Consider the following 21,784-nt stretch of genomic DNA (forward strand, 5'->3'; position numbering starts at 1 on the left):
TTTCCACAACAACAGTGTGACGTTAATGCTTCCGGCCCTTCAAGCAAGGCAACCCTAACTGCCGCCAGGCGTCACCTGCGCACCCGGATGGAACGCCACGGCCGCGGCCCGACATTCCGGTTCCCCGAGTCGTCGACGACCACCAGCGAGATGCCGTAGCTGCCCGGCGGCAGCCGTCTGGTCAGCCACCAGCCGGTCCGCGGCTCACCCGGCTTCGTCATCCTGACGACGTGGCGCTGGTAGCGACCCCAGCTGCCGTTCAGGCGGAGCCAGCGCCCGGTGGCGCGGTTGCGGATCGCGACCTTCACCTTGGCGACGGCGGTGTCGTCGTACGCCCAGCCGCTGACCTTCAGCCGGCGATCGCCGCTCACCCCGGTGATCGCTCCACCGGGGACCTCGTCCACCGGTGGGGCCGGTGGGGCCACGAAGTCGTGGGTGAGGTCCCCCTCGGTCGCGGTGAAGACGTACTCCTCGCCCCAGTCGCCGACGTTCACGTAGACCGTGTACCGCACTCCGGGGTAGAGGCGGTCGATCCGGTACCGGCCGGCGTCGTCCGCGGTGAAGTAGTCGTAGGCCCCGGCGCCGGGCACGTCCCAGACGAACATCATCTCGGCGCCGGCAGCTGGCGCTCCGTGGCCGTCGTAGACCGTGCCCGAGATGGAGCCGCGGGTGGCGTACGCCCGGAAGACGACGTCGTCGTACACGCCTGGCTGGAAGGTCCGCCACCCCGCGAACTCGCCCGAGGGAAGGATCGCCGTGACCCACGGGAAGCCCGCGGTGCAGGTGAACGAGTAGCGCCCCGCTGCATCGGTCGTCGCGAGCACGGCCGGGCTCTGGCTGTGGTCGGCCTCCGGACAGTCATCGGTGTCCGGGTCGGGGACGACCTCGATCGTCGCGCCCTGGACCGGCTGACCGTCGTGGCCCAGCACGACGCCGCTGACGGTGACCGTGTCCACGGCGTACGTCGGCGACGCCGTGGCGCCGAGCCCGACGACGACCAGGACGACGGCAAGGCACAGCCGCTGAAATCCGAGCATGTCCACTCCCTTGCGTCCGCCACAGGCGCGGCCGGACCGCTCAAGTCAACGACGCGGCCCGGCATTCAGGAGGTATTTGGCGAGCAACACGATCAGATCGGATAACCAGCAGCACGGGGTCGCGTGTGCCGCAGCCAGGCGAGGCCGGCGAACGGCAGCACCAGCGGCAGGAACCCGTAGCCCTGCCCGAAGTGCGACCAGACCGTCTTGTCGGGGAACAGGTCGGTCGCGGCAAGACTGAGTGCGCCGACCGACAGCACCCCCAGCAGCTCGACGCACACGGCAACGGCAGCGAGCCGCCAGCCGGTGCGGCCGCCCAGGAGCAGCGCGGTCGTGGCGACCAGGTAGACCACGGCCGCGAACAATGAAAGTGAGTACGCCAGCGGCGCCTTGCCGGCATCGGCGCTGAGCTGGACCAGCGACCGGCCGGTGGCGGCGACCGCGAAGACGCCGTAGCCGAAGACGAGGGCGCGGCCCCACCCGACGGCCAGCGCGTTCGGCGGCTCGATGTCGACCCGGCTCACGCCGCACCCGCCCAGATCGCGTCCAGCCGCACCTCGAGCGCGACGACCGTCAGCACGGCGAGCAGGACGACGGCGGTGCCGGCGCGGGTGCGCTCGGCCAGTGACCAGAACGCGCCGATCGGCAGAGCGAGGGCGACGCCGACGAGATAGCTCACGAACAGGGTCCCGTCGACGTCACGCTCGGTGTTGGCCAGGGCGACGCAACCCGCCACCAGCTGGCCGAGCAGGACCAGCTCGGTGACGCCGAGGAGCACGAACATGCTGTCCTCGGCGGCTCGGTCGCGGACCAGGTGGACGACCAGGACGATCACCGTGATCCCGCAGAGCACGAGAACCGCGCCGAGAACCCAGGGACTCACGGCAGGAAGCCTAGTGACCGTGGAGAGGGGGTCGGTTCCCGCACCTGACAATCGGCTGACACGGTTGAGCGAGGGCGTTACGATCCGACCACCATGCCGCCTCCCGACACCGCTCCATCGGGTCCGAGCACCTCAGGTTCGCTTGCCGAGGAGCTCCGCTCGCTGTACGAGATGCGCCAGCGCGCCGAGTCCGAGATCGCCGACTCCCTGGCGACCCGCCGGGACGCGCTGAGCGAGGCGGACCAGATCGTCGCGCTCGCTCAGGAGGCGGCGATCGCCGTCCAGGAGGAAGCGGCCTCGAAGGTGTCGCTCGCCTCCGCCGAGGCGCGGGGCCGAGCCGAAGAGATCATCGCGGAGGCCACGGGAGCTGCGCGCTCGATCCTCGCCGAGGCCGAGGTGGATGCCGAGCGGATCCGAAGCGACGCATCGGCGACGTCCATACGGGCGGAGGAGCTCGAGACGTCGGCCGCCGAGCTGATCGAGACCGCACGCCGGATGGCCGAGTTCGAGCGCGAGGCGTCGGCACGCGAGACCGCCGAGCTCCGCGCGGCCGCCGTGACCCACGTCACCGCGGAGAGCAACAGCGCCCTCGACCAGCTCGACCAGGTCGCGGCGGGGCTCAACGACGCGATCAGCGCTGCGTCGGCACGACTCTCCGACGTCCTCGCGGCGCTGTCCGGCGCACGGGAGTCGATCCCCTCAGTCGATCGCGATGAATCCGGCGAGGACTGATCCCGTGTGGGTAACCTGGGTGCCGTGACCACACCCCTGGGAGGCGGGACCGCCGACCTCGTTGCCGAGCTCCGGGCTCAGGCCGAGGCCGCGGTGGCGCGCGCTGCCGAGACCAAGGAACAGGTCGCTCGCGAAGTGGTCGAGGTCCGCGAGCAGGCGAGAGCGGTCGCGGCCGCCCTCGAGGCGGGAGCGCGCCAGTCCGCCGAGACGATCATCTCCGACGGAGAGCAGTCGGACGCCGCCGCACTCGCCGACGCACGCGCCGCAGCCGCCTCCGCGATCGCGGAGGCCGAGGCCCAGGCCGCGAGCATCCGGGTCACCGCTGCAGAGGCCGCCGACGATGCGGCAGCGGCGCTGGCTCGAGCGGAGGTACGCCGCGAATCGGCCGCCGTCCAGGCAGACGCGCTCCGGGCGACCGCGCGCCGCGAGGCTGCCTTGCACCGCCGGCAGCAGCTCGACGAGATCCACCAGACCGCGCACGGCCACCTCGATGCCACCTCCGACGTCGTCTCCGGGCTGTGTGTCGCCCTCGACGACCTCTCGACGACTCTTTCCGGGATCCCTTCCACGAACGCCGGGCTCCGCGCCGACCTCGACTCGTCGAGCCGGGCCGGGACCGATCCGGCTCCGGAGGCCTCAGCGGCACCGGACGCCGACACCACCGGCACCGACCCGGCGAACGGCGTACCTCCCCGTCACTTCGGCCGGCCGGGCGGCGCCGCGGATCGGCTGCGCCGGGTGCGCAACCGCTGACCCACCATCCCGACGTTCAGGACGGCGGACCGCCCCGCCGGGAAACGGGTCCGCTCCGTCCATCGGTTTCGGATCTGATAACTCGAAATTCTGTCGCCCACGACATCGTGTACAAGAATGCCGAGGTTGGGCACGCCCTTCTTCCGGCGCGGCCCGCTCCAGACGCAGCTCCACGGCACACCTTTCATGCTCCACACGGGGGATCCATGACCACCCACACCGGCTCGGGCCCCGACCCGACCGCGCACGAGATGCGCGAGGTGTTCGACCTGAAGAGCCGCGCCGAGCAGGAGCTCGCCCAGGCAGCAGAGATCCGCAGGGCTGCTCTCACCGAGGCCGACGCGATCGTGCTGCAGGCGCAGCGGATCGCCGACGGCGTCGCCGGCGACGCCGAGACCCAGAAGACGCTCGCCGCCGCCGAGGCGAAGGGACGCGCTGAGCAGATCCTGGCGGACGCCAGCGCCCGCGCCGAGGAGATCGCCGCCGCCGCGACACGACAGGCGGAGGAGGCGGCGGCCGATGCCGCGGCCGCTCGCGAGGACGCGGCGCGGAACAAGGCCGAGGCCGAGCAGCTGCTGGCTGAGACCCGTCGCGCGGCCGAGACCGACCGGGCCGCGGCCGAGCGTGAGTCCCGCGCACTCATCGACGCAGCAACCGCCGACGCCGCGGTGCACGCCGACACCGCCCTCCGCGACCTCGTCTCCATCACGTCCTCACTGCGCGACTCGATGGCGGCCGCCTCGATCCGACTCGAGGACGTCCTCCAGCAGCTCGGCGACGTGACCCAGAAGTTCGCCGACGCCCGGAACCGCGAGTCCTCGGGATCCTCCCGCTTCCGGCGATGACGGGAGTGCTCGACGTCGCCGTCTACTCGGACACGACGGCCGACGAGTCCGTCGACGGGGTCGACGGGTTCAACTTCCGGGCGCTCAGCGCGGGCATCACGGTCGAGGATCGCCGGCGCATCCGCGAGGAGCTGCTCCACCGGGTGCACCCCACGTGGGACCACGACCACGACGAGCTGGCCCATCCCCCGACCTGCGCCTACAGCCGCCACGGCGGCCGGCACTACCTCGCCCGGGGCCACTCGACGGGGCTCACGCTCAGCGGACGCTCGGGCAACGTGGTCACCCAGGTCGTGGTGACCGACGACATCGTCGACTTCGGGGGCTACCGCCCAGCACAGCTCTACGCAGCGTCCGCGTGGAGCCTCGCGGCGACGCCGAGTGGTGAGCTCGAGCCCTGGCCCGTCCCGTCGGCGGTCCGTCCCGACTTCGAGGCCGAGGCACTCCGGGTGATGCTGAGCCACGACCCGTGGGCCGTCCGCGTCCTCCCCCGCTACCTGACCATGCTCGAGGCCGCCGCCAGCGATGTTCCTCGGCGGGTGGTGCTCATCCACCGCGACCTGGACGTCGTGATGCGGTGGATCGCGGCGGGTTCGCTCCTGCTGGACGACGAGAGCACGGCGAGGCTGACGTTCCGCGCCCTCGTGGACGACCCGTCGCGCACCGACGCCGCCGTCGTCGGCCTCAGCCCCGAGTTCGAGCTCGAACCCGTCGTCGGCGCCCGCGTGGTCGACCTCGAGCGGCGGACGGTCAGCGACGTCCAGCCCAGTGACAGCAGTCTGGCGCGGGTCGCCGCGCTCCTCGACGGGGCGTCGGCGGCGGAGCGGCCGGCGTTCGCTCTCGCGGCCCGCTGGGAGGCGGCTGCCGGACCCGAGCTCGCCGCACGAGCCGCGTCCGCGCTGCACGGCGCCATCCCGACCGCCGATGCCTGGACGCTCGCCCTGGAGCTGCTCGAAGCGCTCGACGACGCCGGCGCCACCGACGCGCTGCTGCGCCCGGAGCCCTCGATCATCGACGCGCTGGCGGACTGGTCGCCGAGCACGCCCGACGAGATCACGGCAGCACGGGACACCCGCGACCGGATGCGGACCATCGGTGCGACGGACATCGCCGCGGTGCTCGACCGAGTCTCACGAGACGGGCTGCAGCGACTGGTGAGCCGGCTCGCCGGAGACCTCGACGCCCACGAACGGGCCGCCGAGCTGTCCGTGGTCAACGGCTCGTGGGACTGGCTGGCCGACGAGCCCGACGCCGCGGCCGTCCACCCCTGGCTCGCCGCCGCCGCCGTCGGGCGGCTGCCGCGCGAGCAGCGCGCCGACGCTCTGGCACACGTCAGGCTCAGGACCAGGACCTGGCCGATCGCGATCGGTCGCCCCATCCTGCCCCGCGACAACCTGCTGGTCGCGGCGTGGTTGCGGCACCAGGGCCTCGACGTCCGGCTGGCCGCTGTGGTCCGCAACGCCGTGGTGGCGCTCCGCAACGGTCAGGGGTCGAGCAACCCGTCGTACGACGAGCTCCTCGACGCCGTGCTGCACGCGCCCTACTGGGGCTCGGACTTCCCCGACGAGGAACTGGCCGAGCTGGCGATGGACTATGCCGCCGTCCACGAGCGGATCGAGGCGGCGCGCGCCCGGGTGCAGGACCGGGCCAATCCCGCACTCAAGCCGCTGCTCGGCGACCTGGCTGACTGGGGGCCGGCCGTCGCTCCCCACCTCGGCGCCTGCCTGATCGACGCGGTCGACGCCCGCGCGGTCGAGTACGTCGCGGGCGAAGCCGGGAGCTGGGCGGGCGAGGGCGTGCGGACCGCGCTCCGGAGCCGGTTCGCGACCGACGGGAAGTCCGACGTCGTGCTGCGCGCCGTCAAGGTGGCCGACAGCCCGCATCCCTCGATGGCGACCGGCGCGCTGGAATTCCTGACCGAAGACGTGAAGTCGACAACGCTGACCCGGATCCGCGGAGAATGGGAGCGTCCGGAGCGGGACCGACTGGATGCCCTGCTCCGCTCCGCCGGCCCCGAACGGCGGCGGGGCCGCGGCGGACGGTTCGGCAAAGCCAAGGGAGCCTGAAGTGCTGTTCGCAAGTATCGCGGCCTGGTGGGCGGCCTCGGCGATCATCGCCGGTGCTGCCGGCGCCGTCGTTGGGGTCGTCGTTCCCGCGCTCTGCTACACCGGCCGGCTCTCCCGTCCTGACATCACCACCCCGGACGCCGTTGCCGACGGCAGGGTCCTCCAGACCTCCCACGGCGCGCACAGCCGGTTCGGCTGGGACCGCGCGTGGCCGCTCTACCTGCCGCACCAGGGCCTGCGCGACGCGGCAGCGGTCCGCTCTGGCGCTCAGGACCTGGGCACGCGCACGATCGCATTCGCACGGTCGCTGTGGTGGCGTCCGGGTGAGGGCGCGGTGCGCACCGCCGTCTCGGTCGTCACCGCCGTGCTCTGGGTGATCGTGGTCCTGCCGGCGCTGGTGGGTGCCCTCGTCGGCCTCGTGGTCTCGGTCGGCGCCTGGCACCTGGTGATCGCCGTGGCGGGTGGAGCGCTTGCCGTCGCGCAGGCCGCGACGATCGGGGCCCGCCGGACGATCGAGGCCACCCTGCGGACGCAGCGCCGGACCACCTCACGGTGCCCGCGTTGCTATGCGGTCGATCACACCCCGAGCTACCTGTGCACCAACACGGGGTGCCTGGTGATCCACCGCGACCTGAGCCCGGGGCCGCTCGGGGTGTTCCACCGGCGGTGCTCCTGCCAGGCGATCATCCCGGCCACCGTCCGGGCGGGGGGCCAGCACCTGGTCGCCGTCTGCCCGACCTGCCGGCGCGAGCTGCCCAGGGGCAGCGGCACCCGCCAGGTGATGTTCCTGCCGGTCATCGGCGCCGTCGCCTCCGGCAAGACCCAGTTCCTTTCCGCGGCGGTCATCAGCATCGCCGACCGGGTCAAGGCCCACCACGGTGAGTTCACGGCGATCTCACCGACGTCGCGCGCCTTCCTCAAGGCCGCCGAGGCCGCCGTCACGACCGGTCGGCGCGTCGCGAAGACTCCGTGGGACGACCGTCCCGAGGGGCTGCCGTTCCGGCTGACCCAGGGCACCGTCGACAAGGAGGTGCAGCTGATGGACGCCGCCGGCGAGGCGTTCGCCGACGAGGACCGGTCTCGTGCGCTGGTCTACTTCGACACCTCCGACGTCATCCTGCTCATGCTCGACCCACTCGCCCTGCCCAAGGTGATGCCCCTCTACGACGCCTCCGATCTCGCGGGATCGGTGTCCGTCGCCGACGGCGACCCGACCCGGGCCTACCGCAGCGTGGTCCAGCGGCTGAAGGCCGAGCAGGTCGACCTGACCGGCAAGCACCTCGGCGTCGTGGTGAGCAAGGCCGACATCGTCCACGAGCTCATGGGCGAGGACGTCCTCGACGCGGCTGACGGCGGCGCCGTGCGCCGCTGGCTGTCCAACCGTGGCCTCGACGACTTCGTGGCGACCATCGAGAGCGACTTCGGCACCGTCGGCTACTTCGCCGTCGACAGCTACAGCCAGCGCGACCAGGACGATCCGTTGCACCCGTTCAACGTCCTCGACTGGGCATTCCACGAAGCCGGCTTCTGGGTCGAGGCGATGGCGCGACCGGACGCCGACAACGAGCTGGAAGGGGCTCTCAAGTGAGCACTCCTCGGGACGACGTGCCTCCGCACTACCGTGCGCTCCGGGTCCTGTGGACGGTGCTGCAGGTCGGGCTGCTGCTGGTCCTGTTCGCGCTGGTGTTCCAGGCCGTCCCGCCCGGTGAGCTGATCGGCGACGTGACCGACTGGGCCCGCGATCTGCTCTGACCCACCCGGCCGACGACGTCGTTCCACGGCTCCGGGGGCGGTCCGGGAGCAACCGGCCCGCTCCGTAGACTGACGCCCGTGCCGGCCGTCGTTGAGATCACCGATCTCCGCATGTCGTACGGCGGGAAGGTGGCCGTCGACGGGCTGTCGCTCGAGGTCGCGGCCGACACGATCACCGCCGTGCTCGGCCCGAACGGAGCCGGCAAGACGACGACCCTGGAGACCTGCGAGGGCTATCGCCGGCCGCACGAGGGCAGGGTCCGGGTGCTCGGGCTCGATCCCGTTGCCGACCGTCGGGCACTGATGCCACGGATCGGGGTGATGCTCCAGGCCGGCGGTGCCTGGAGTGGGGTCCGCGCGGACGAGATGCTCCGCCACGTCGCCCGGCTGCACGCCCACCCGCTCGACATCGGGTTGCTCATGGACCGGCTCGCCCTGCACGACTGCGGTCGGACGCCGTATCGCCGGCTGTCGGGTGGGCAGCAGCAGCGGCTGGGCCTCGCCATGGCGCTCGTCGGCCGACCGGAGCTGGTCTTCGTCGACGAGCCCACCGCCGGCCTCGACCCCCAGGTACGCCGCACCGTCTGGGAGCTGCTCGAGGAGCTGCGGGCCGACGGCGTGACCGTCGTGCTGACGACGCACTACCTCGAGGAGGCCGAGCGGCTCGCCGACCAGGTGCACATCCTCGACAAGGGAAAGCTGGTCGCCAGCGGCTCGCCGCTCGAGCTCACCCGGGGCGGCACCGTGGCCACCATCCGGCTCGTCGTCACGCAGCCGTTCCCCCCGGGTGCTCCCGAGTCGCTCGCCTCGGCACTAGGGGCGGCCACCGAGCTGGTGGTGCTCGACCGGCACAGCCTCCAGGTCTCCGGACCGGCGGACGGCTCGACCCTGGCGGTCGTTTCCCGCTGGTGCGAGGAGCACGGCGTGCTCCCCGAGTCGCTGACGCTCGGCCAGCGCAACCTCGAGGACGTCTTCCTCGAGCTCACCGGACGCGAGACGACCACGTGAATACCCCGCAAGACCTGAGCGTCGGCACCTTCGCTCCCGCGCCGGGCGCCGCCCCCCTCGGACGGCAGGTGCTGGCCCAGGCGGCGATGGAGACCCGGCTGCTGCTGCGCAACGGCGAGCAGCTGCTGCTCGCCGTCGTGATCCCGCTGCTCGTCCTCGTCGGCGCGGTCCGGGGAGCGCCCCGGCTCGACCTCGACTCCCCGCACACCTCGGTCGACGTGCTGACCCCGGGGGTGCTGGCGCTGGCCGTGATGTCGACGGCCTTCACGTCGCTGGCGATCGCGACCGGGTTCGAGCGGCGGTACGGCGTCCTCAAGCGCCTCGGCGCTGCTCCCCTGACCCGGGGCGCGCTCCTCGGCGGCAAGATCGGCGCGCTGCTGTGCGTGGAGGTGCTGCAGTTCCTGGTGCTCGGGGCCGCCGGTCTGCTGCTCGGGTGGTCGCCCGACATCGACGTGGTGGGGCTGGTCCTCGCGGTCCTGCTCGGGACGGCGGCGTTCGCGGGGCTCGGCATGCTCCTGGCGGGCACGCTGCGGGCGGAGGCGACCCTCGCGGCGGCCAACCTGGTCTACCTGCTGCTGCTCGCGGGCGGCGCCGTCGTGCTCCCCGCGGCGGCTTACGGCGAGCTCGGCGACGTCGTCTCGTGGCTGCCGTCGGGCGCGCTCGGCGAGGCCATGCGCGCTGCCTGCGAAGGCAGTGTCGCCGTCCGTGAACTGGTGGTGCTCGCCGCGTGGGCCGTCGCCGGCGGCGCCGCGGCGGCCCGGTGGTTCCGGTGGGAGTGACCGCGGCGGTGCGCACCGCCCCGTCCCGGCTCCTCGTCCCTCTGTCCTGGGCCAACCTGGTCGCGAACATCGGGATCGTCCTCACCGGCGGTGCCGTCCGGCTGACCGGCTCCGGCCTGGGCTGCCCGACCTGGCCCCGGTGCACCGAGGAGTCGTACGTCGTGCACGACGAGCTCGGGATCAACGGCGCGATCGAGTTCGGCAACCGGATGCTGACCTTCGTGCTGGTCGCGATCGCCGTCGCCTGCTGGGCCGCCGCACTCGCCCACGCGCGGCGGGACTGCGGCGGCGACCGGCGTCCCCTCCTCATCGCCACCGTCATCGCGCTCGGCATCCCCGCGCAGGCTGTCATCGGCGGCATCACCGTCCACACCGACCTGAACCCCTGGGTGGTCGCGCTGCACCTGCTGGTGTCGATGGCGATCATCGGCGCCTGCGTCCTGCTGCTCGACCGACTGGTCGGCCGGCCCCGGGCGTGGGCGCTGCCCTGGACGCGCCGCGCCGCCCTCGCCACCTTCGTCGCCGGGTGGGTGGTGCTCTACCTCGGCACCGTGGTCACCGGCTCCGGTCCCCACAGCGGCGACGAGGACTCGCGCCGGACCGGGCTCGACCCCGGGACCATGTCCCACGTCCACGCGTGGGCGGTCTACGTGTTGGTCGCCCTGACCATCGCGACGGTCGTGCTGGCGCGTCGCGACGGCAACCTGCCGCTGCGCACCGCCGCCCTCGCGCTGCTCGCCGTCGAGGCCGGGCAGGGAGTCGTCGGCTACACGCAGTACTTCCTCGACCTGCCGATCGCGCTGGTCCTCCTGCACATGCTCGGGGCCGCTCTCACCGCGGCCGCGCTCGCCTGGGTCGCGATCTCCACCTGGGCACACCAGCCCACAGGCTGAGGAGCGGGCCGGCCCGACGGCACCTCCCCGGGACGTTGGCGTTGGAGCGCGCCGACGTCCCGAGGGGCGTGCATCGTCGTCCAAGGAGGGCTCGACCGGCGACCGGGGCACCGGTCCACCTGCCGAACGGCGTCCCGCGAGGAACACCTGACACGATGGAACCAGGATTTTCGGAACCGGTCACGTCTTTGCCACACGTCGCGATCACATCCGATATCGGATGTTAAACCTGACCGTGGAGCGCGGTTTCGTCAGCGTTCGGCGGCGGTCACCAGCGGATTCGCAAGTGCCGGCGAGGGCCGCTCAGCGCAGCAGCGGATCGATGGCGACGGCGACGAACAGCAGCGAGAGATAGAGGTTGCTGCTGTGGAAGAGGTGCATCGGGCGGATGACGGAGAGGTCCTCGGTGTCCCGCGCGCGACGCTCCAGCTGGTGGGCCTGCACCAGGAAGACCGCACCGAGCACAGCCGCGGCGATCGGGTACAGCAGCCCGGTGCCGGCCACCGGCCACAGCACCAAGCTGGTCGCGACCATGACCCAGCTGTAGGCGATGATCTGCCGGGCGACCGTGCGGGCCGAGCGGACCACGGGCAGCATCGGCACGTCGACCTGCTTGTAGTCCTCGCGGTAGCGCAGCGCGAGCGCCCAGGTGTGCGGCGGCGTCCAGAAGAACACCACCCCGAACAGGACGACGGGTGCCCAGGCGAGCTCGTTGGTGACCGCGGTCCAGCCGATGAGGGCCGGGAAGCAGCCCGCGATGCCGCCCCACACGATGTTCTGGGTCGTCCGTCGCTTGAGCAGCATCGTGTAGCCGAAGACGTAGAAGGCGTTGGCCGCCACCGACAGCCCCGCCGACAGCGGGTTGACCCACGCGTAGAGGATCACCGTGGACAGGATCCCGAGCACAAACCCGAACACCAGCGCCGCTCGCGGGCTGATGATGTGCCGCGGCAGCGCCCGGCGGCGGGTGCGACGCATCTGCTCGTCGATGTCGCGGTCGTAGACGCAGTTGAAGACCGACGCGGAGCCCGCCGACAACGCGCCACCGAGCACGGTCGCGACGACCAGTCCGAGGCCCGGCACCCCGCCCGCGGCGAAGAACATCACGGGGACCGTGGTGAGCAGCAGCAGCTCGATCACGCGGGGCTTGGTCAGGCTGACGTACGCCATGACGACGTCGCGTGCCGACGCCCGCTCCAGCGCGGCTCCCGGCTCGACGACGCCGTTCACTCCGACGACCAGCCGGGCGGCTGGGCGGTCAGGGTCGACGGTCGTCACAGGGAACCTCACGGCGCGGGGTTAGAGCGGCCCGAGTCTATCCGTGTTCGGGCTCGGTTCCGCCATCTGGCCCCTGTCGGGCCGTCGAGGGCGCTGAGTAGGCTCGTGGGCATGATCCCGGAGCTCGAGTGGACCGATCTGGACCGCAAGGCGGTCGACACCGCGCGCGTCCTGGCGATGGATGCCGTGCAGAAGGTCGGGAACGGCCACCCCGGCACTGCGATGAGCCTGGCGCCGGCGGCGTACCTCCTCTTCCAGAAGGTGATGCGCCACGATCCCGCGGACCCCAACTGGATCTCGCGCGACCGGTTCGTGCTCAGCGCCGGCCACAGCTCGATCACGCTCTACACCCAGCTCTTCCTCGGTGGTTTCGGTCTCGAGCTCGACGACCTGAAGTCGCTGCGCACCTGGGGTTCCAAGACCCCCGGGCACCCCGAGTTCGGCCACACTGCCGGCGTCGAGGTGACCACCGGCCCGCTCGGCCAGGGGCTGGGCAACGCGGTCGGGATGGCGATGGCCGCCCGTCGCGAGCGCGGTCTCCTCGACCCGGGTGCGGCCCCCGGCGAGTCGCTGTTCGACCACCACATCTATGCCATCGCCTCCGACGGCGACCTCCAGGAGGGCGTCAGCAGTGAGACGTCCTCGATCGCCGGCACCCAGAAGCTGGGGAACCTGACGGTCATCTACGACGCCAACCGGATCTCCATCGAGGGCGACACCGACATCGCGTTCAACGAGGACGTGGCCAAGCGCTACGAGGCCTACGGCTGGCACGTCCAGACAGTCGACTGGACCAAGGGCGGCGACCACACCAACGGTGCCGACTACGCCGAGGACGTCCCCGCGCTGTACGAGGCGATCAAGGCCGCCGACGCGGTGACCGACCAGCCCTCGATGATCGTGCTGCGGACGATCATCGCCTGGCCCGCGCCCAACGCGCAGAACACCGAGGCCGCGCACGGGTCGGCGCTCGGTGACGACGAGGTCGCCGCGACCAAGGAGGTGCTCGGGTTCGACCCGGCGCGGAAGTTCGAGGTGCCGGACGACGTCCTCGAGCACACCCGCTCACTCCTGCAGCGCGGCAAGGCGTGGGGCGCCGAGTGGGACCTGAAGTACGACGCCTGGGCCGCCGAGCACCACGAGCAGGCTGCGCTGCTGTTCCGGATGAAGGGTCGGGCGCTGCCCGAGGGCCTGGAGGACGCCCTGCCGAGCTTCCCCGCCGACGCCAAGGGCGTCGCCACCCGGGCTGCATCCGGCCAGGTCATCAACGCGATCGCTCCCGTCATGCCGGAGCTGTGGGGAGGGTCGGCCGACCTCGCCGGCTCCAACAACACGACCATCAAGGGCGCGCCGTCGTTCCTCCCGAAGGATCGTTCGGTCGAGGACTGGAAGGGAGACCCGCTCGAGGGTCGCGTCCTCCACTTCGGCATCCGCGAGCACGGCATGGGCGCGATCATGAACGGCATCGCCGCCCACGGCGGCACCCGGGTCTTCGGCGGGACCTTCCTGACCTTCTCCGACTACATGCGTGGCTCGGTCCGGGTGGCGGCACTGATGCAGGCGCCGGTCATCTACGTCTGGACCCACGACTCGATCGGCCTCGGTGAGGACGGTCCGACGCACCAGCCGGTCGAGCACCTCTGGGCGCTCCGCGGGATCCCGGGGCTCGACATCGTGCGCCCGGCCGACGCCAACGAGACGGCGGCGGCGTGGTTGCAGATCCTCAAGAACACCGACCGTCCGGCCGGGCTGATCCTGACCCGCCAGAACGTCCCGACGTTCCCGCGCGGCGAGGACGGCTTCGCGACGACCGCCGACGTCGGCAAGGGCGGCTACGTGCTGGTCGAGGCCGACGGCGCCCAGCCCGACGTGATCCTGATCGGCACCGGGTCGGAGGTCCAGCTGGCGGTGCAGGCGCGCGAGCTGCTCGCGGCCGACGGCATCAACGCCCGCGTCGTCTCGATGCCCTCGATCGAGTGGTTCGAGCAGCAGACCCAGGCCTACCGCGACGAGGTCATCCCGCCGACCGTCAAGGCGCGCGTCAGCGTCGAAGCCGGCATCAAGCAGGGCTGGCGGGAGTACGTCGGCGACGCCGGTCAGATGGTGAGCCTGGAGCGGTTCGGCGCCTCCGCCGACGGCGCCCGCATATTCAACGAGTTCGGCTTCACCGGCGAAGCCGTCGCACAAGCCGCCAAGGACAGCATCGAGGCTGCGGCCAGGTAGGCACGACCATCGACCCCGACGCATCGACGAGCTCGGCGAGCGTCTGCTCACAAAGGAGAACCCCATGAGTGACCGTCTGAAGGCACTGGCCGACGCCGGTGTGTCCATCTGGCTCGACGACCTGTCGCGCGAGCGGATCGAGACCGGCAACCTGGCCGACCTCGTCGCCGAGAAGTCGGTCGTCGGCGTCACGACCAACCCGACCATCTTCGCGTCGGCGATCTCCGACGGCGAGCGCTACGACGAGCAGGTGCGTTCCCTCATCAAGGAGGGCGCCGACGTCGACAAGGTCATCTTCGAGCTGACCACCGAGGACGTCCGCAACGCCTGCGACGTGCTGGCCACGGTGGCCGACGGTTCATCCTCCGACGGCCGGGTGTCGATCGAGGTCGAGCCCATCCTGGCGAACGACACCGACGGCACCATCGCCTCGGCAAAGGCGCTGTGGTCGGCCGTCGACCGCCCCAACGCACTCATCAAGATCCCCGCGACCCTCGAGGGACTGCCGGCGATCACCGCCGCGATCGCCGAGGGCATCAGCGTCAACGTGACGCTGATCTTTTCCACCGAGCGCTACCGGACCGTGATGCACGCCTACCTGTCCGGACTGGAGCAGGCGAAGGACAACGGCCTCGACCTCGCTCAGATCCAGTCGGTCGCGTCGTTCTTCGTGTCCCGGGTCGACACCGAGATCGACAAGCGACTGGACGCCATCGGCTCCGACGAGGCGCTCGCGCTGCGCGGCAAGGCCGCCGTCGCGAACGCCCGGCTCGCCTACGCCGCGTTCGAGGAGGTCATTGCGTCGGACCGCTGGCAGGCTCTGGCCGCAGCCGGAGCCAAGCAGCAGCGTCCGCTCTGGGCGTCGACCGGCGTGAAGAACCCGGACTACTCCGACACCCTCTACGTGACCGACCTCGTGGTCTCCGGCACCGTCAACACGATGCCGGAGAAGACCATGGAGGCGTTCGCCGACCACGGCGAGGTGAAGGGAGACCAGGTCTCCGGTCGGGCGCAGGAGGCAAAGGCGCTCTTCGACCAGCTCAGCGAGGTGGGGGTCGACCTCGACGACGTGTTCCTCGTGCTGGAGACCGAGGGCGTCGACAAGTTCAAGAAGTCGTGGCTCGAGCTGGTGGAGACCGTCAAGGGCCAGATGGGCTGACGGTGGACCCGACGACGACCCCGGCATGGGAGCGGTTGACCGACCTCGCCGCCGCGGGCACGCCGGACCTGCGCACCGCGTTCGACGAGGACCCCGCCCGCGCCGAGCGGCTCACCTTCGACGCGGGTGACCTCCACGTCGACCTGTCCAAGAACCTCGTCGACGACTCAGTCCTCGGCGCACTCGTCGACCTGGCGCGTGCGGTGGGGCTCGAGGAGCGCCGCGACGCCATGCTCGCCGGTGAGCACATCAACGTGACCGAGGACCGCGCGGTGCTCCACACCGCGCTGCGGCAACCGCCCGGCGCGCAGCTCGAGGTCGACGGGCAGGATGCCGTGGGTGACGTGCACGCCGTGCTCCAGCGGGTCTACGCCTTCGCCGAGCAGGTGCGGTCGGGCCAGTGGCGCGGCGCCACCGGCGAGCGCATCCGCACCGTCGTCAACATCGGGATCGGCGGGTCGGACCTGGGGCCGGTCATGGCCTACGAGGCGCTCAAGCCCTACCGCCAGGACGGGATCGAGTGCCGCTTCATCAGCAACATCGACCCCACCGACGCGGCCGAGAAGCTGTCCGGCCTCGATCCGGCGACGACGCTCTTCATCGTCGCCAGCAAGACCTTCGGGACGCTCGAGACGCTCACCAACGCGCGGTTGTGCCGCAGTTGGCTGCTCGACGGGCTGGACCAGGCACCGGGGGCCGTCGCCCGGCACTTCGTCGCCGTGTCGACCGCCCTCGACAAGGTCGAGGCGTTCGGCATCGACCCGGCCAACGCCTTCGGCTTCTGGGACTGGGTCGGTGGTCGCTACTCGGTCGACTCCGCCATCGGCACCTCGCTGGTGATCGCGATCGGCCCGGAGCGGTTCGCCGAGTTCCTCGCCGGCTTCCACACGATCGACGACCACTTCCGCGAGCTGCCCCTCGAGCGCAACGTGCCGGCGCTGATGGGGCTGCTGAACATCTGGTACGTCAACTTCCTGGGCGCGCAGACGCACGCCGTACTCCCCTATGCGCAGTCGCTGCACCGGTTCGCTGCCTACCTCCAGCAGCTGACCATGGAGAGCAACGGCAAGGGCGTGCGCTGGGACGGCTCTCCGGTGACCACCGACACCGGCGAGGTGTTCTGGGGTGAGCCGGGCACGAACGGCCAGCACGCGTTCTACCAGCTCATCCACCAGGGCACCCGGCTGATCCCGTGCGACTTCATCGCCGTCGCCAACCCGGCGTACCCGCTGCAGGACGGCGACGTCGACGTCCACGAGCTGTTCCTCGCCAACTTCTTCGCCCAGACCAAGGCGCTGGCGTTCGGCAAGACCGCCGACGAGGTCCGGGCCGAGGGCACGCCCGAGGAGATCGTCCCGGCCCGGGTGTTCACCGGCAACCGGCCCACGACGTCGATCATGGCGCCGGAGCTGTCGCCGTCGGTCCTGGGGCAGCTGATCGCTCTCTACGAGCACATCACCTTCACCCAGGGCGTCATCTGGGGCATCGACAGCTTCGACCAGTGGGGAGTCGAGCTCGGCAAGCAGCTCGCGCAGCAGATCACCCCCGCGGTGGCGGGCGACGACGCGGCGATCGCGCAGCAGGACCCCTCGACCCGCGCGTTGATCGACTACTACCGGAGGCACCGACCTTGATCGCCGACCGACCGCCCCCCTTGATCGAGGTCCAGCCCGACGCGGAGACCCTGGCCACCGCTGTCGCCGGCGAGCTGCTCAACCGCATCGCCGATGCGCAGGCGGCCGGAAACGTGCCCCACATCGGCCTGACCGGCGGCACGATCGCCGACGCCGTCCACCGCGAGGTCGCCCGGATGGCCGCGGACTCCGGCGTCGACTGGGGCACGGTTCACTTCTGGTTCGGCGACGAGAGGTTCGTCGCGGCCGACTCCCCCGATCGCAATGCCCTCCAGGCCCGTGCGGCGTTCCTCGACGCGGTCGCCGCGACGCGGGTGCACGAGGTGCCGGCCGCCGACCAGGTTGCGGACGCGGAGGCCGCCGCGGCGGCGTACGCCGACGACGTGCGGACCGAGGGCGGTGGCGCCTTCGACGTACTCATGCTCGGAATCGGTCCGGACGGCCACGTCGCGTCGCTGTTCCCCGGCCATCCGGCTCTCGAGGTCGCCGACACGGTCGCGGCCGCGGTCCACGACTCCCCCAAGCCGCCGCCCGACCGGGTGACCCTCACCTTCGAAGCGCTTGAACGCTCGCACGCGGTCTGGTTCCTCGCCTCCGGCGACGCCAAGGCGGGCGCCGTCGCCCGCGCCCTCGCTGACGACGGCACCGTGGCCCAGACCCCCGCCCGCGGCGTCCGCGGCCTGGTCGAGACGACGTTCTTCCTCGACCACGCCGCCGCCTCCCGCCTCTGACGCCGACCCGGCTCATCTCAACGCCGACCCGGCTCATCTCAACGCCGACCCGGCTCATCTCAACGCCGACCTGGCTCGTTTGAACGGGCCGGGTCGGCAAATCACGCGCTCATCCACAGGTCCGCGAACGCCAGGTGTACGCCTGACTGCTCACGGGCAGCCCGCGTCCATGACGATCGCCAAGCTCATCGCAGAACCGTTCCTGCCACCCAGCGTCCCCCTGCCTCTCGATCGGCCGTTCACCTATCAGACCGCTCGGTCCGAGGCAGGTCTCTCTCAGCGGGACCTCACCGAACTCGTACGCGCCGGACACCTGCGGCGTCCCATCAAGGGTGTGTACGTCGTCGCGAGCCTGCCTGACTCCTTGGAGCTTCGGTGCGAATGTCTCAAGCTGGTCACACCTGCTGATGCCGTCGTTTGCGACCGCCATGCAGGCTGGCTCCACGGAGCGGAGATGGTCCTCGCGCCCAACGAGCACCTGAGTGTGGCGCCGTTGTCGATGTTTCTCCCACCCGGTCGTCGGCTGCGCAACGACCTGACCACTAGCGGCGAGCGGATGCTGCGCCCAGGCGACGTCGTCGAGATCCGGGGGCTGAGGGTGACGACGCCGATCCGGACAGCCTGGGACCTTGGCCGCAACCGCTGGCCGGAGCGATCCCTCGCCGGCATGGACCAGATGTTGCGTCTGGGCGTCTTCAGCAAAGACGAGCTGGTGGCCGGCGTGAGCCGCTTCCGCGGTATGCGGTGGGTGCGTGTGCTTCGCGCACTCGTCGTGTACGTCGACGGCCGCGCCGAGTCCCCACCCGAATCGGTACTCCGCCTCCGCTGGATCGAGGTGCACCTACCTGCTCCGATCCCCCAGATGGAGGTGTGGGACGGCGACGAGCTCCTTGCTCGACTCGACTTGGCGAACGAGGAGCTCTGCTTCGCTGCCGAGTACGACGGCGACGAGTGGCACTCGACCCCCGAGCAGCGCACCCACGATCGTGAGCGCCGACGGGCGGTCGAGGAAAGGGCCCGCATCCTCGTCCAGCCGTTCACCAAGGAGAACTTGTTCGGACACAGGCAGGACGCCGAGAAGCTCCTGCTTGCGGGAGCGGCCGAGGCTCAGCGCCGTTTCGGCCGCCGCAGTCGCTGACCCGACGCGTTTGAACGAGCCGGGTCGGCGTACAGATCAGCCGGGTCGGCGTACAGATCAGCCGGGTCGGCGTACAGACCAGCCGGGTCGGCGTACAGACCAGCCGGGTCGGCGTACAGACCAGCCGGGTCGGCGTCAGAAAATGATCTCGCCGGACTTCCTGCGCGAACGGAGGAGCTGGATGGCCTCGTCGAGGATGACCTCGGCCTCCTTGTCGGAGCGGCGCTCCTTCACGTAGGCGAGGTGCGTCTTGTAGGGCTCGATCTTGGGTGCCGGCGGGGCGTTCTCGGAGTCGAGGCCGGCCGGCAGACCGCACTTCGGGCAGTCCCACGAGTCGGGAACGACGGCCTCGACGGAGAACGCGATCACCGACCGGTGACCGTGCGCGCAGAAGTAGGTCACTGCTTGGCGCGGCGCGGCCTCGCCGCGCTCGGCCTCACCCATCGGGCCTGCGCCGACGCGACTACCGCGGATCGCGCTGCCACCACCAGCCAACGGACACTCTCCTCAGTTCGATCCGGCGGGACCGGAAAGGTTGTTCAGTCTCGGGGGATCACTGATAGGCAAGCAGGAGGCCGAGCGCGATCACGCACGCACCCCAGATGACACCGATGCCGATCGTGAACCGGTCAAGGTTGCGTTCCGCGATCGACGAACCGCCCAGGGAGCTGGAGACGCCGCCGCCGAACATGTCCGAGAGTCCGCCGCCACGCCCCTTGTGCAGCAGCACCAGGAGGATCATCAGCACGCTCGTGATGACGAGCAGAACAGTGAAAGCGGTTTCCAACACGACAGGGATCCTACGTCAGCCGCGGGCGCGTCCCGAACCCGGGACACGCGTGTGGACAGGGCAGATCGCTCACAGGACCGGCATGTCGTAGAACCGGCAGATGCCGCCGAACTCGTCGGCCTGCAGGCTCGCCCCGCCGACCAGGCAGCCGTCGATGTCGGGCTGCGCCATGATCCCGGCGACGTTGGCCGCCTTCACCGAACCGCCGTACTGGATGCGTACGGCGTCGGCGACGTCAGCGCCGTACGACTCCTTGATCTGCCCACGGATGGCCGCACAGACCTCCTGCGCGTCGTCGGGGGTGGCGACCTCACCGGTGCCGATCGCCCACACCGGCTCGTAAGCGATGACCAGCCCGGCGACCTGCTCCGCGGTCAGGCCGGCGAGCGAGCCGACCACTTGGGCGGTGTTGTAGGGCACGTGGGTGCCCTCCTGCCGGATCTCCAGGCCCTCGCCCACGCACACGATGGGCGTGATCTTCGCCGCCAGCGCAGCCCTGGCCTTCGCGGCCACGAGCTCGTCGGACTCGTCGTGGTACTGCCGGCGCTCTGAGTGGCCGACCGTCACGTAGGAGCAGCCCAGCTTCGCCAGCATGACTGCAGAGATCTCGCCGGTGTAGGCACCGGACTCGTGCACGGACACGTCCTGCGCGCCGTACTTGATCGAGAGCCGGTCGCCGTCGACCAGCGTCTGCACGGACCGGATGTCGGTGAACGGCGGCAGCACGACGACCTCGACCTTGCCGTAGTCGTGCCGCTTGTCCGACAGCGTCCAGGCGAGCTTCTGGACCAGGACCACCGCTTCCTGGTGGTTGAGGTTCATCTTCCAGTTGCCCGCCATGATCGGCGTGCGGCCGGTTGCAGCAGTTGCCATTGTCGTCAGCTCTCTTCGAGGACCGTGATGCCGGGGAGCTCCTTGCCCTCGAGGTACTCGAGGCTGGCACCGCCTCCGGTGGAGATGTGGCCGAACGCCGCCTCGTCGAACCCGAGCGTGCGCACCGCGGCCGCGGAGTCGCCGCCACCGACGACGGTCAAGCCGTCGACCTTGGTCAGCGCCTCGGCCACCGCCTTCGTGCCGGCCGCGAAGGCGTCGACCTCGAAGACTCCCATCGGGCCGTTCCAGAAGACCGTCCGCGCGTCGGCGAGCGCCTTGGCGTAGGTCGCCGCGCTCGCGGGCCCGATGTCGAGCCCCAGGCAGTCGGACGGGATCTCGGAGGACGGCACGACGCCGGGGGCGGGCCTCCGGTCGCCGGACGGAAACTCGGTGTCGATGATGATGTCGGACGGCAGCAGCAGCTCCACCCCGGCATCACGCGCGCGGCGCAGGTAGTCCCGGCAGGTATCGAGCTGGTCCTCCTCGAGGATGCTCTTGCCGACCTCGTGTCCCTCGGCGGCCAGGAAGGTGAAGACCATGCCGCCGCCGATGAGCAGCTTGTCGGCCTTGCCGAGCAGGTTGTCGATCACGCCCAGCTTGTCGGACACCTTCGAGCCCCCGAGCACGACCACGTAGGGGCGCTCGGGGTCCAGCGTGAGCCGGCGCAGTACGTCGATCTCCGCCGCGACCAGGCCGCCCATGGTGTGCGGCAGCCGCTGGGCCACGTCGTACACCGACGCCTGCTTGCGGTGGACGACACCGAAGCCGTCGGAGACGAACGCGTCGGCCAGCGCTGCGAGCCGGTTGGCGAAGGCGCCGCGCTCGGCGTCGTCCTTGCTGGTCTCCCCCGCGTTGAACCGCACGTTCTCGAGCACGGCGACCTGGCCGTCCTCGAGCGCGGCGACCGTCGCCTGTGCCGACTCACCGACGGTGTCGGTCGCGAATGCGACGTCCCGGCCGAGCAGCTCGCCGAGCCGCGCCGCGACCGGCGCGAGTGAGTACGCCGCATCCGGCTCGCCCTTGGGACGACCGAGGTGCGCCGCCACGACGACCCGGGCCCCGGCGTCAGCCAGCTCCCTGATGGTCGGGACGCTGGCCCGGATCCGCCCGTCGTCCGTGATCGTCGTGCCTTCCAGGGGCACGTTGAGGTCCGACCGGACGAGGACCCGCTTGCCGCTGACCTCGCCGAGTCCGGCGTACTCCGTCACCG

Annotated in this window: 22 protein-coding genes; 14 read left to right on the plus strand and 8 right to left on the minus strand. The window is 71.0% G+C overall.

The window, feature by feature from the left end; all coding sequences use genetic code 11:
• Window positions 1-71 precede the first annotated feature (71 nt).
• From SHK19_RS11940 to SHK19_RS11950, 3 genes are all read right to left on the minus strand, one after another.
• The gene (locus SHK19_RS11940; protein ID WP_322936339.1) at window positions 72-1,037 is read right to left on the minus strand and encodes a carboxypeptidase-like regulatory domain-containing protein; all 966 of its coding nucleotides are present in this window, start codon (window positions 1,035-1,037) and stop codon (window positions 72-74) included.
• Between the two features lie 92 nt (window positions 1,038-1,129).
• Entirely contained in the window at window positions 1,130-1,561 is a 432-nt protein-coding gene (locus SHK19_RS11945) for a hypothetical protein (protein ID WP_322455186.1), read from the minus strand.
• A complete protein-coding gene (locus SHK19_RS11950; protein ID WP_322455187.1) occupies window positions 1,558-1,920 on the minus strand; it encodes a hypothetical protein in 363 nt (120 codons plus the stop codon). The genes SHK19_RS11945 and SHK19_RS11950 overlap by 4 nt, the downstream gene beginning before the upstream one ends.
• 93 nt (window positions 1,921-2,013) lie before the next feature.
• On the opposite strand from SHK19_RS11950, the gene SHK19_RS11955 reads away from it, so the two are divergent.
• The 9 genes from SHK19_RS11955 to SHK19_RS11995 all read left to right on the plus strand — a co-directional run bounded on the left by SHK19_RS11955 (window position 2,014) and on the right by SHK19_RS11995 (window position 10,748).
• Entirely contained in the window at window positions 2,014-2,652 is a 639-nt protein-coding gene (locus tag SHK19_RS11955) for a hypothetical protein (RefSeq protein WP_322455188.1), read from the plus strand.
• Window positions 2,653-2,676: 24 nt separating this feature from the next.
• Complete coding sequence (locus tag SHK19_RS11960) at window positions 2,677-3,405, plus strand: hypothetical protein (protein ID WP_322455189.1); 729 nt, start codon at window positions 2,677-2,679, stop codon at window positions 3,403-3,405.
• Between the two features lie 206 nt (window positions 3,406-3,611).
• Window positions 3,612-4,250, plus strand: coding sequence for a hypothetical protein (locus tag SHK19_RS11965; RefSeq protein WP_322455190.1), 639 nt, complete (start codon window positions 3,612-3,614; stop codon window positions 4,248-4,250).
• A complete protein-coding gene (locus SHK19_RS11970) occupies window positions 4,247-6,316 on the plus strand; it encodes a GAP1-N2 domain-containing protein (protein ID WP_322936340.1) in 2,070 nt (689 codons plus the stop codon). The genes SHK19_RS11965 and SHK19_RS11970 overlap by 4 nt, the downstream gene beginning before the upstream one ends.
• A 1-nt stretch (window position 6,317) precedes the next feature.
• A complete protein-coding gene (locus tag SHK19_RS11975; protein WP_322936341.1) occupies window positions 6,318-7,904 on the plus strand; it encodes a TRAFAC clade GTPase domain-containing protein in 1,587 nt (528 codons plus the stop codon).
• Window positions 7,901-8,068 carry a hypothetical protein gene (locus SHK19_RS11980; protein ID WP_322455193.1) on the plus strand — a complete coding sequence of 56 codons (168 nt, stop codon included), beginning with the start codon at window positions 7,901-7,903 and terminating at the stop codon, window positions 8,066-8,068. The genes SHK19_RS11975 and SHK19_RS11980 overlap by 4 nt, the downstream gene beginning before the upstream one ends.
• A 78-nt stretch (window positions 8,069-8,146) precedes the next feature.
• Complete coding sequence (locus SHK19_RS11985) at window positions 8,147-9,076, plus strand: ABC transporter ATP-binding protein (RefSeq protein ID WP_322455194.1); 930 nt, start codon at window positions 8,147-8,149, stop codon at window positions 9,074-9,076.
• The gene (locus SHK19_RS11990; protein ID WP_322936342.1) at window positions 9,073-9,855 is read left to right on the plus strand and encodes an ABC transporter permease; all 783 of its coding nucleotides are present in this window, start codon (window positions 9,073-9,075) and stop codon (window positions 9,853-9,855) included. The genes SHK19_RS11985 and SHK19_RS11990 overlap by 4 nt, the downstream gene beginning before the upstream one ends.
• On the plus strand, window positions 9,846-10,748 hold the full coding sequence (locus SHK19_RS11995) for a COX15/CtaA family protein (RefSeq protein WP_322936343.1): 903 nt from the start codon (window positions 9,846-9,848) through the stop codon (window positions 10,746-10,748). Before SHK19_RS11990 ends, SHK19_RS11995 begins: the two co-directional genes overlap by 10 nt.
• 303 nt (window positions 10,749-11,051) lie before the next feature.
• Here SHK19_RS11995 and SHK19_RS12000 read toward each other — a convergent pair whose 3' ends face one another.
• The gene (locus SHK19_RS12000; protein ID WP_405030421.1) at window positions 11,052-12,038 is read right to left on the minus strand and encodes a heme o synthase; all 987 of its coding nucleotides are present in this window, start codon (window positions 12,036-12,038) and stop codon (window positions 11,052-11,054) included.
• A gap of 99 nt (window positions 12,039-12,137) precedes the next feature.
• Between SHK19_RS12000 and tkt the strand changes: the two genes are divergently transcribed.
• From tkt to SHK19_RS12025, 5 genes are all read left to right on the plus strand, one after another.
• A complete protein-coding gene (gene tkt / locus SHK19_RS12005; RefSeq protein WP_322936344.1) occupies window positions 12,138-14,249 on the plus strand; it encodes a transketolase in 2,112 nt (703 codons plus the stop codon).
• Window positions 14,250-14,313: 64 nt separating this feature from the next.
• Window positions 14,314-15,408 carry a transaldolase gene (gene tal, locus SHK19_RS12010; RefSeq protein ID WP_322455198.1) on the plus strand — a complete coding sequence of 365 codons (1,095 nt, stop codon included), beginning with the start codon at window positions 14,314-14,316 and terminating at the stop codon, window positions 15,406-15,408.
• Window positions 15,405-17,042 carry a glucose-6-phosphate isomerase gene (pgi, locus tag SHK19_RS12015; protein ID WP_322455602.1) on the plus strand — a complete coding sequence of 546 codons (1,638 nt, stop codon included), beginning with the start codon at window positions 15,405-15,407 and terminating at the stop codon, window positions 17,040-17,042. The genes tal and pgi overlap by 4 nt, the downstream gene beginning before the upstream one ends.
• Window positions 17,039-17,773 (plus strand): 6-phosphogluconolactonase, encoded by a 735-nt coding sequence (gene pgl / locus SHK19_RS12020; protein WP_322936345.1) that lies wholly within the window; start codon window positions 17,039-17,041, stop codon window positions 17,771-17,773. The genes pgi and pgl overlap by 4 nt, the downstream gene beginning before the upstream one ends.
• Window positions 17,774-17,942: 169 nt before the next feature.
• On the plus strand, window positions 17,943-18,911 hold the full coding sequence (locus SHK19_RS12025; RefSeq protein ID WP_322936346.1) for a type IV toxin-antitoxin system AbiEi family antitoxin domain-containing protein: 969 nt from the start codon (window positions 17,943-17,945) through the stop codon (window positions 18,909-18,911).
• 135 nt (window positions 18,912-19,046) lie between these two features.
• On the opposite strand, the gene SHK19_RS12030 is transcribed toward SHK19_RS12025, so the two are convergent.
• From SHK19_RS12030 to SHK19_RS12045, 4 genes are all read right to left on the minus strand, one after another.
• The gene (locus SHK19_RS12030) at window positions 19,047-19,355 is read right to left on the minus strand and encodes an RNA polymerase-binding protein RbpA (protein WP_245994106.1); all 309 of its coding nucleotides are present in this window, start codon (window positions 19,353-19,355) and stop codon (window positions 19,047-19,049) included.
• A gap of 109 nt (window positions 19,356-19,464) precedes the next feature.
• Window positions 19,465-19,698 (minus strand): preprotein translocase subunit SecG, encoded by a 234-nt coding sequence (secG, locus tag SHK19_RS12035; protein WP_322455603.1) that lies wholly within the window; start codon window positions 19,696-19,698, stop codon window positions 19,465-19,467.
• A gap of 72 nt (window positions 19,699-19,770) precedes the next feature.
• Window positions 19,771-20,574, minus strand: coding sequence for a triose-phosphate isomerase (gene tpiA / locus SHK19_RS12040; protein ID WP_322455202.1), 804 nt, complete (start codon window positions 20,572-20,574; stop codon window positions 19,771-19,773).
• A 5-nt stretch (window positions 20,575-20,579) separates the two neighbouring features.
• The gene (locus SHK19_RS12045) at window positions 20,580-21,782 is read right to left on the minus strand and encodes a phosphoglycerate kinase (RefSeq protein WP_322936347.1); all 1,203 of its coding nucleotides are present in this window, start codon (window positions 21,780-21,782) and stop codon (window positions 20,580-20,582) included.
• Window positions 21,783-21,784 lie beyond the last annotated feature (2 nt).

The sequence above is a fragment of the Nocardioides bizhenqiangii genome, from assembly GCF_034661235.1.
Classification (GTDB): domain Bacteria; phylum Actinomycetota; class Actinomycetes; order Propionibacteriales; family Nocardioidaceae; genus Nocardioides; species Nocardioides bizhenqiangii.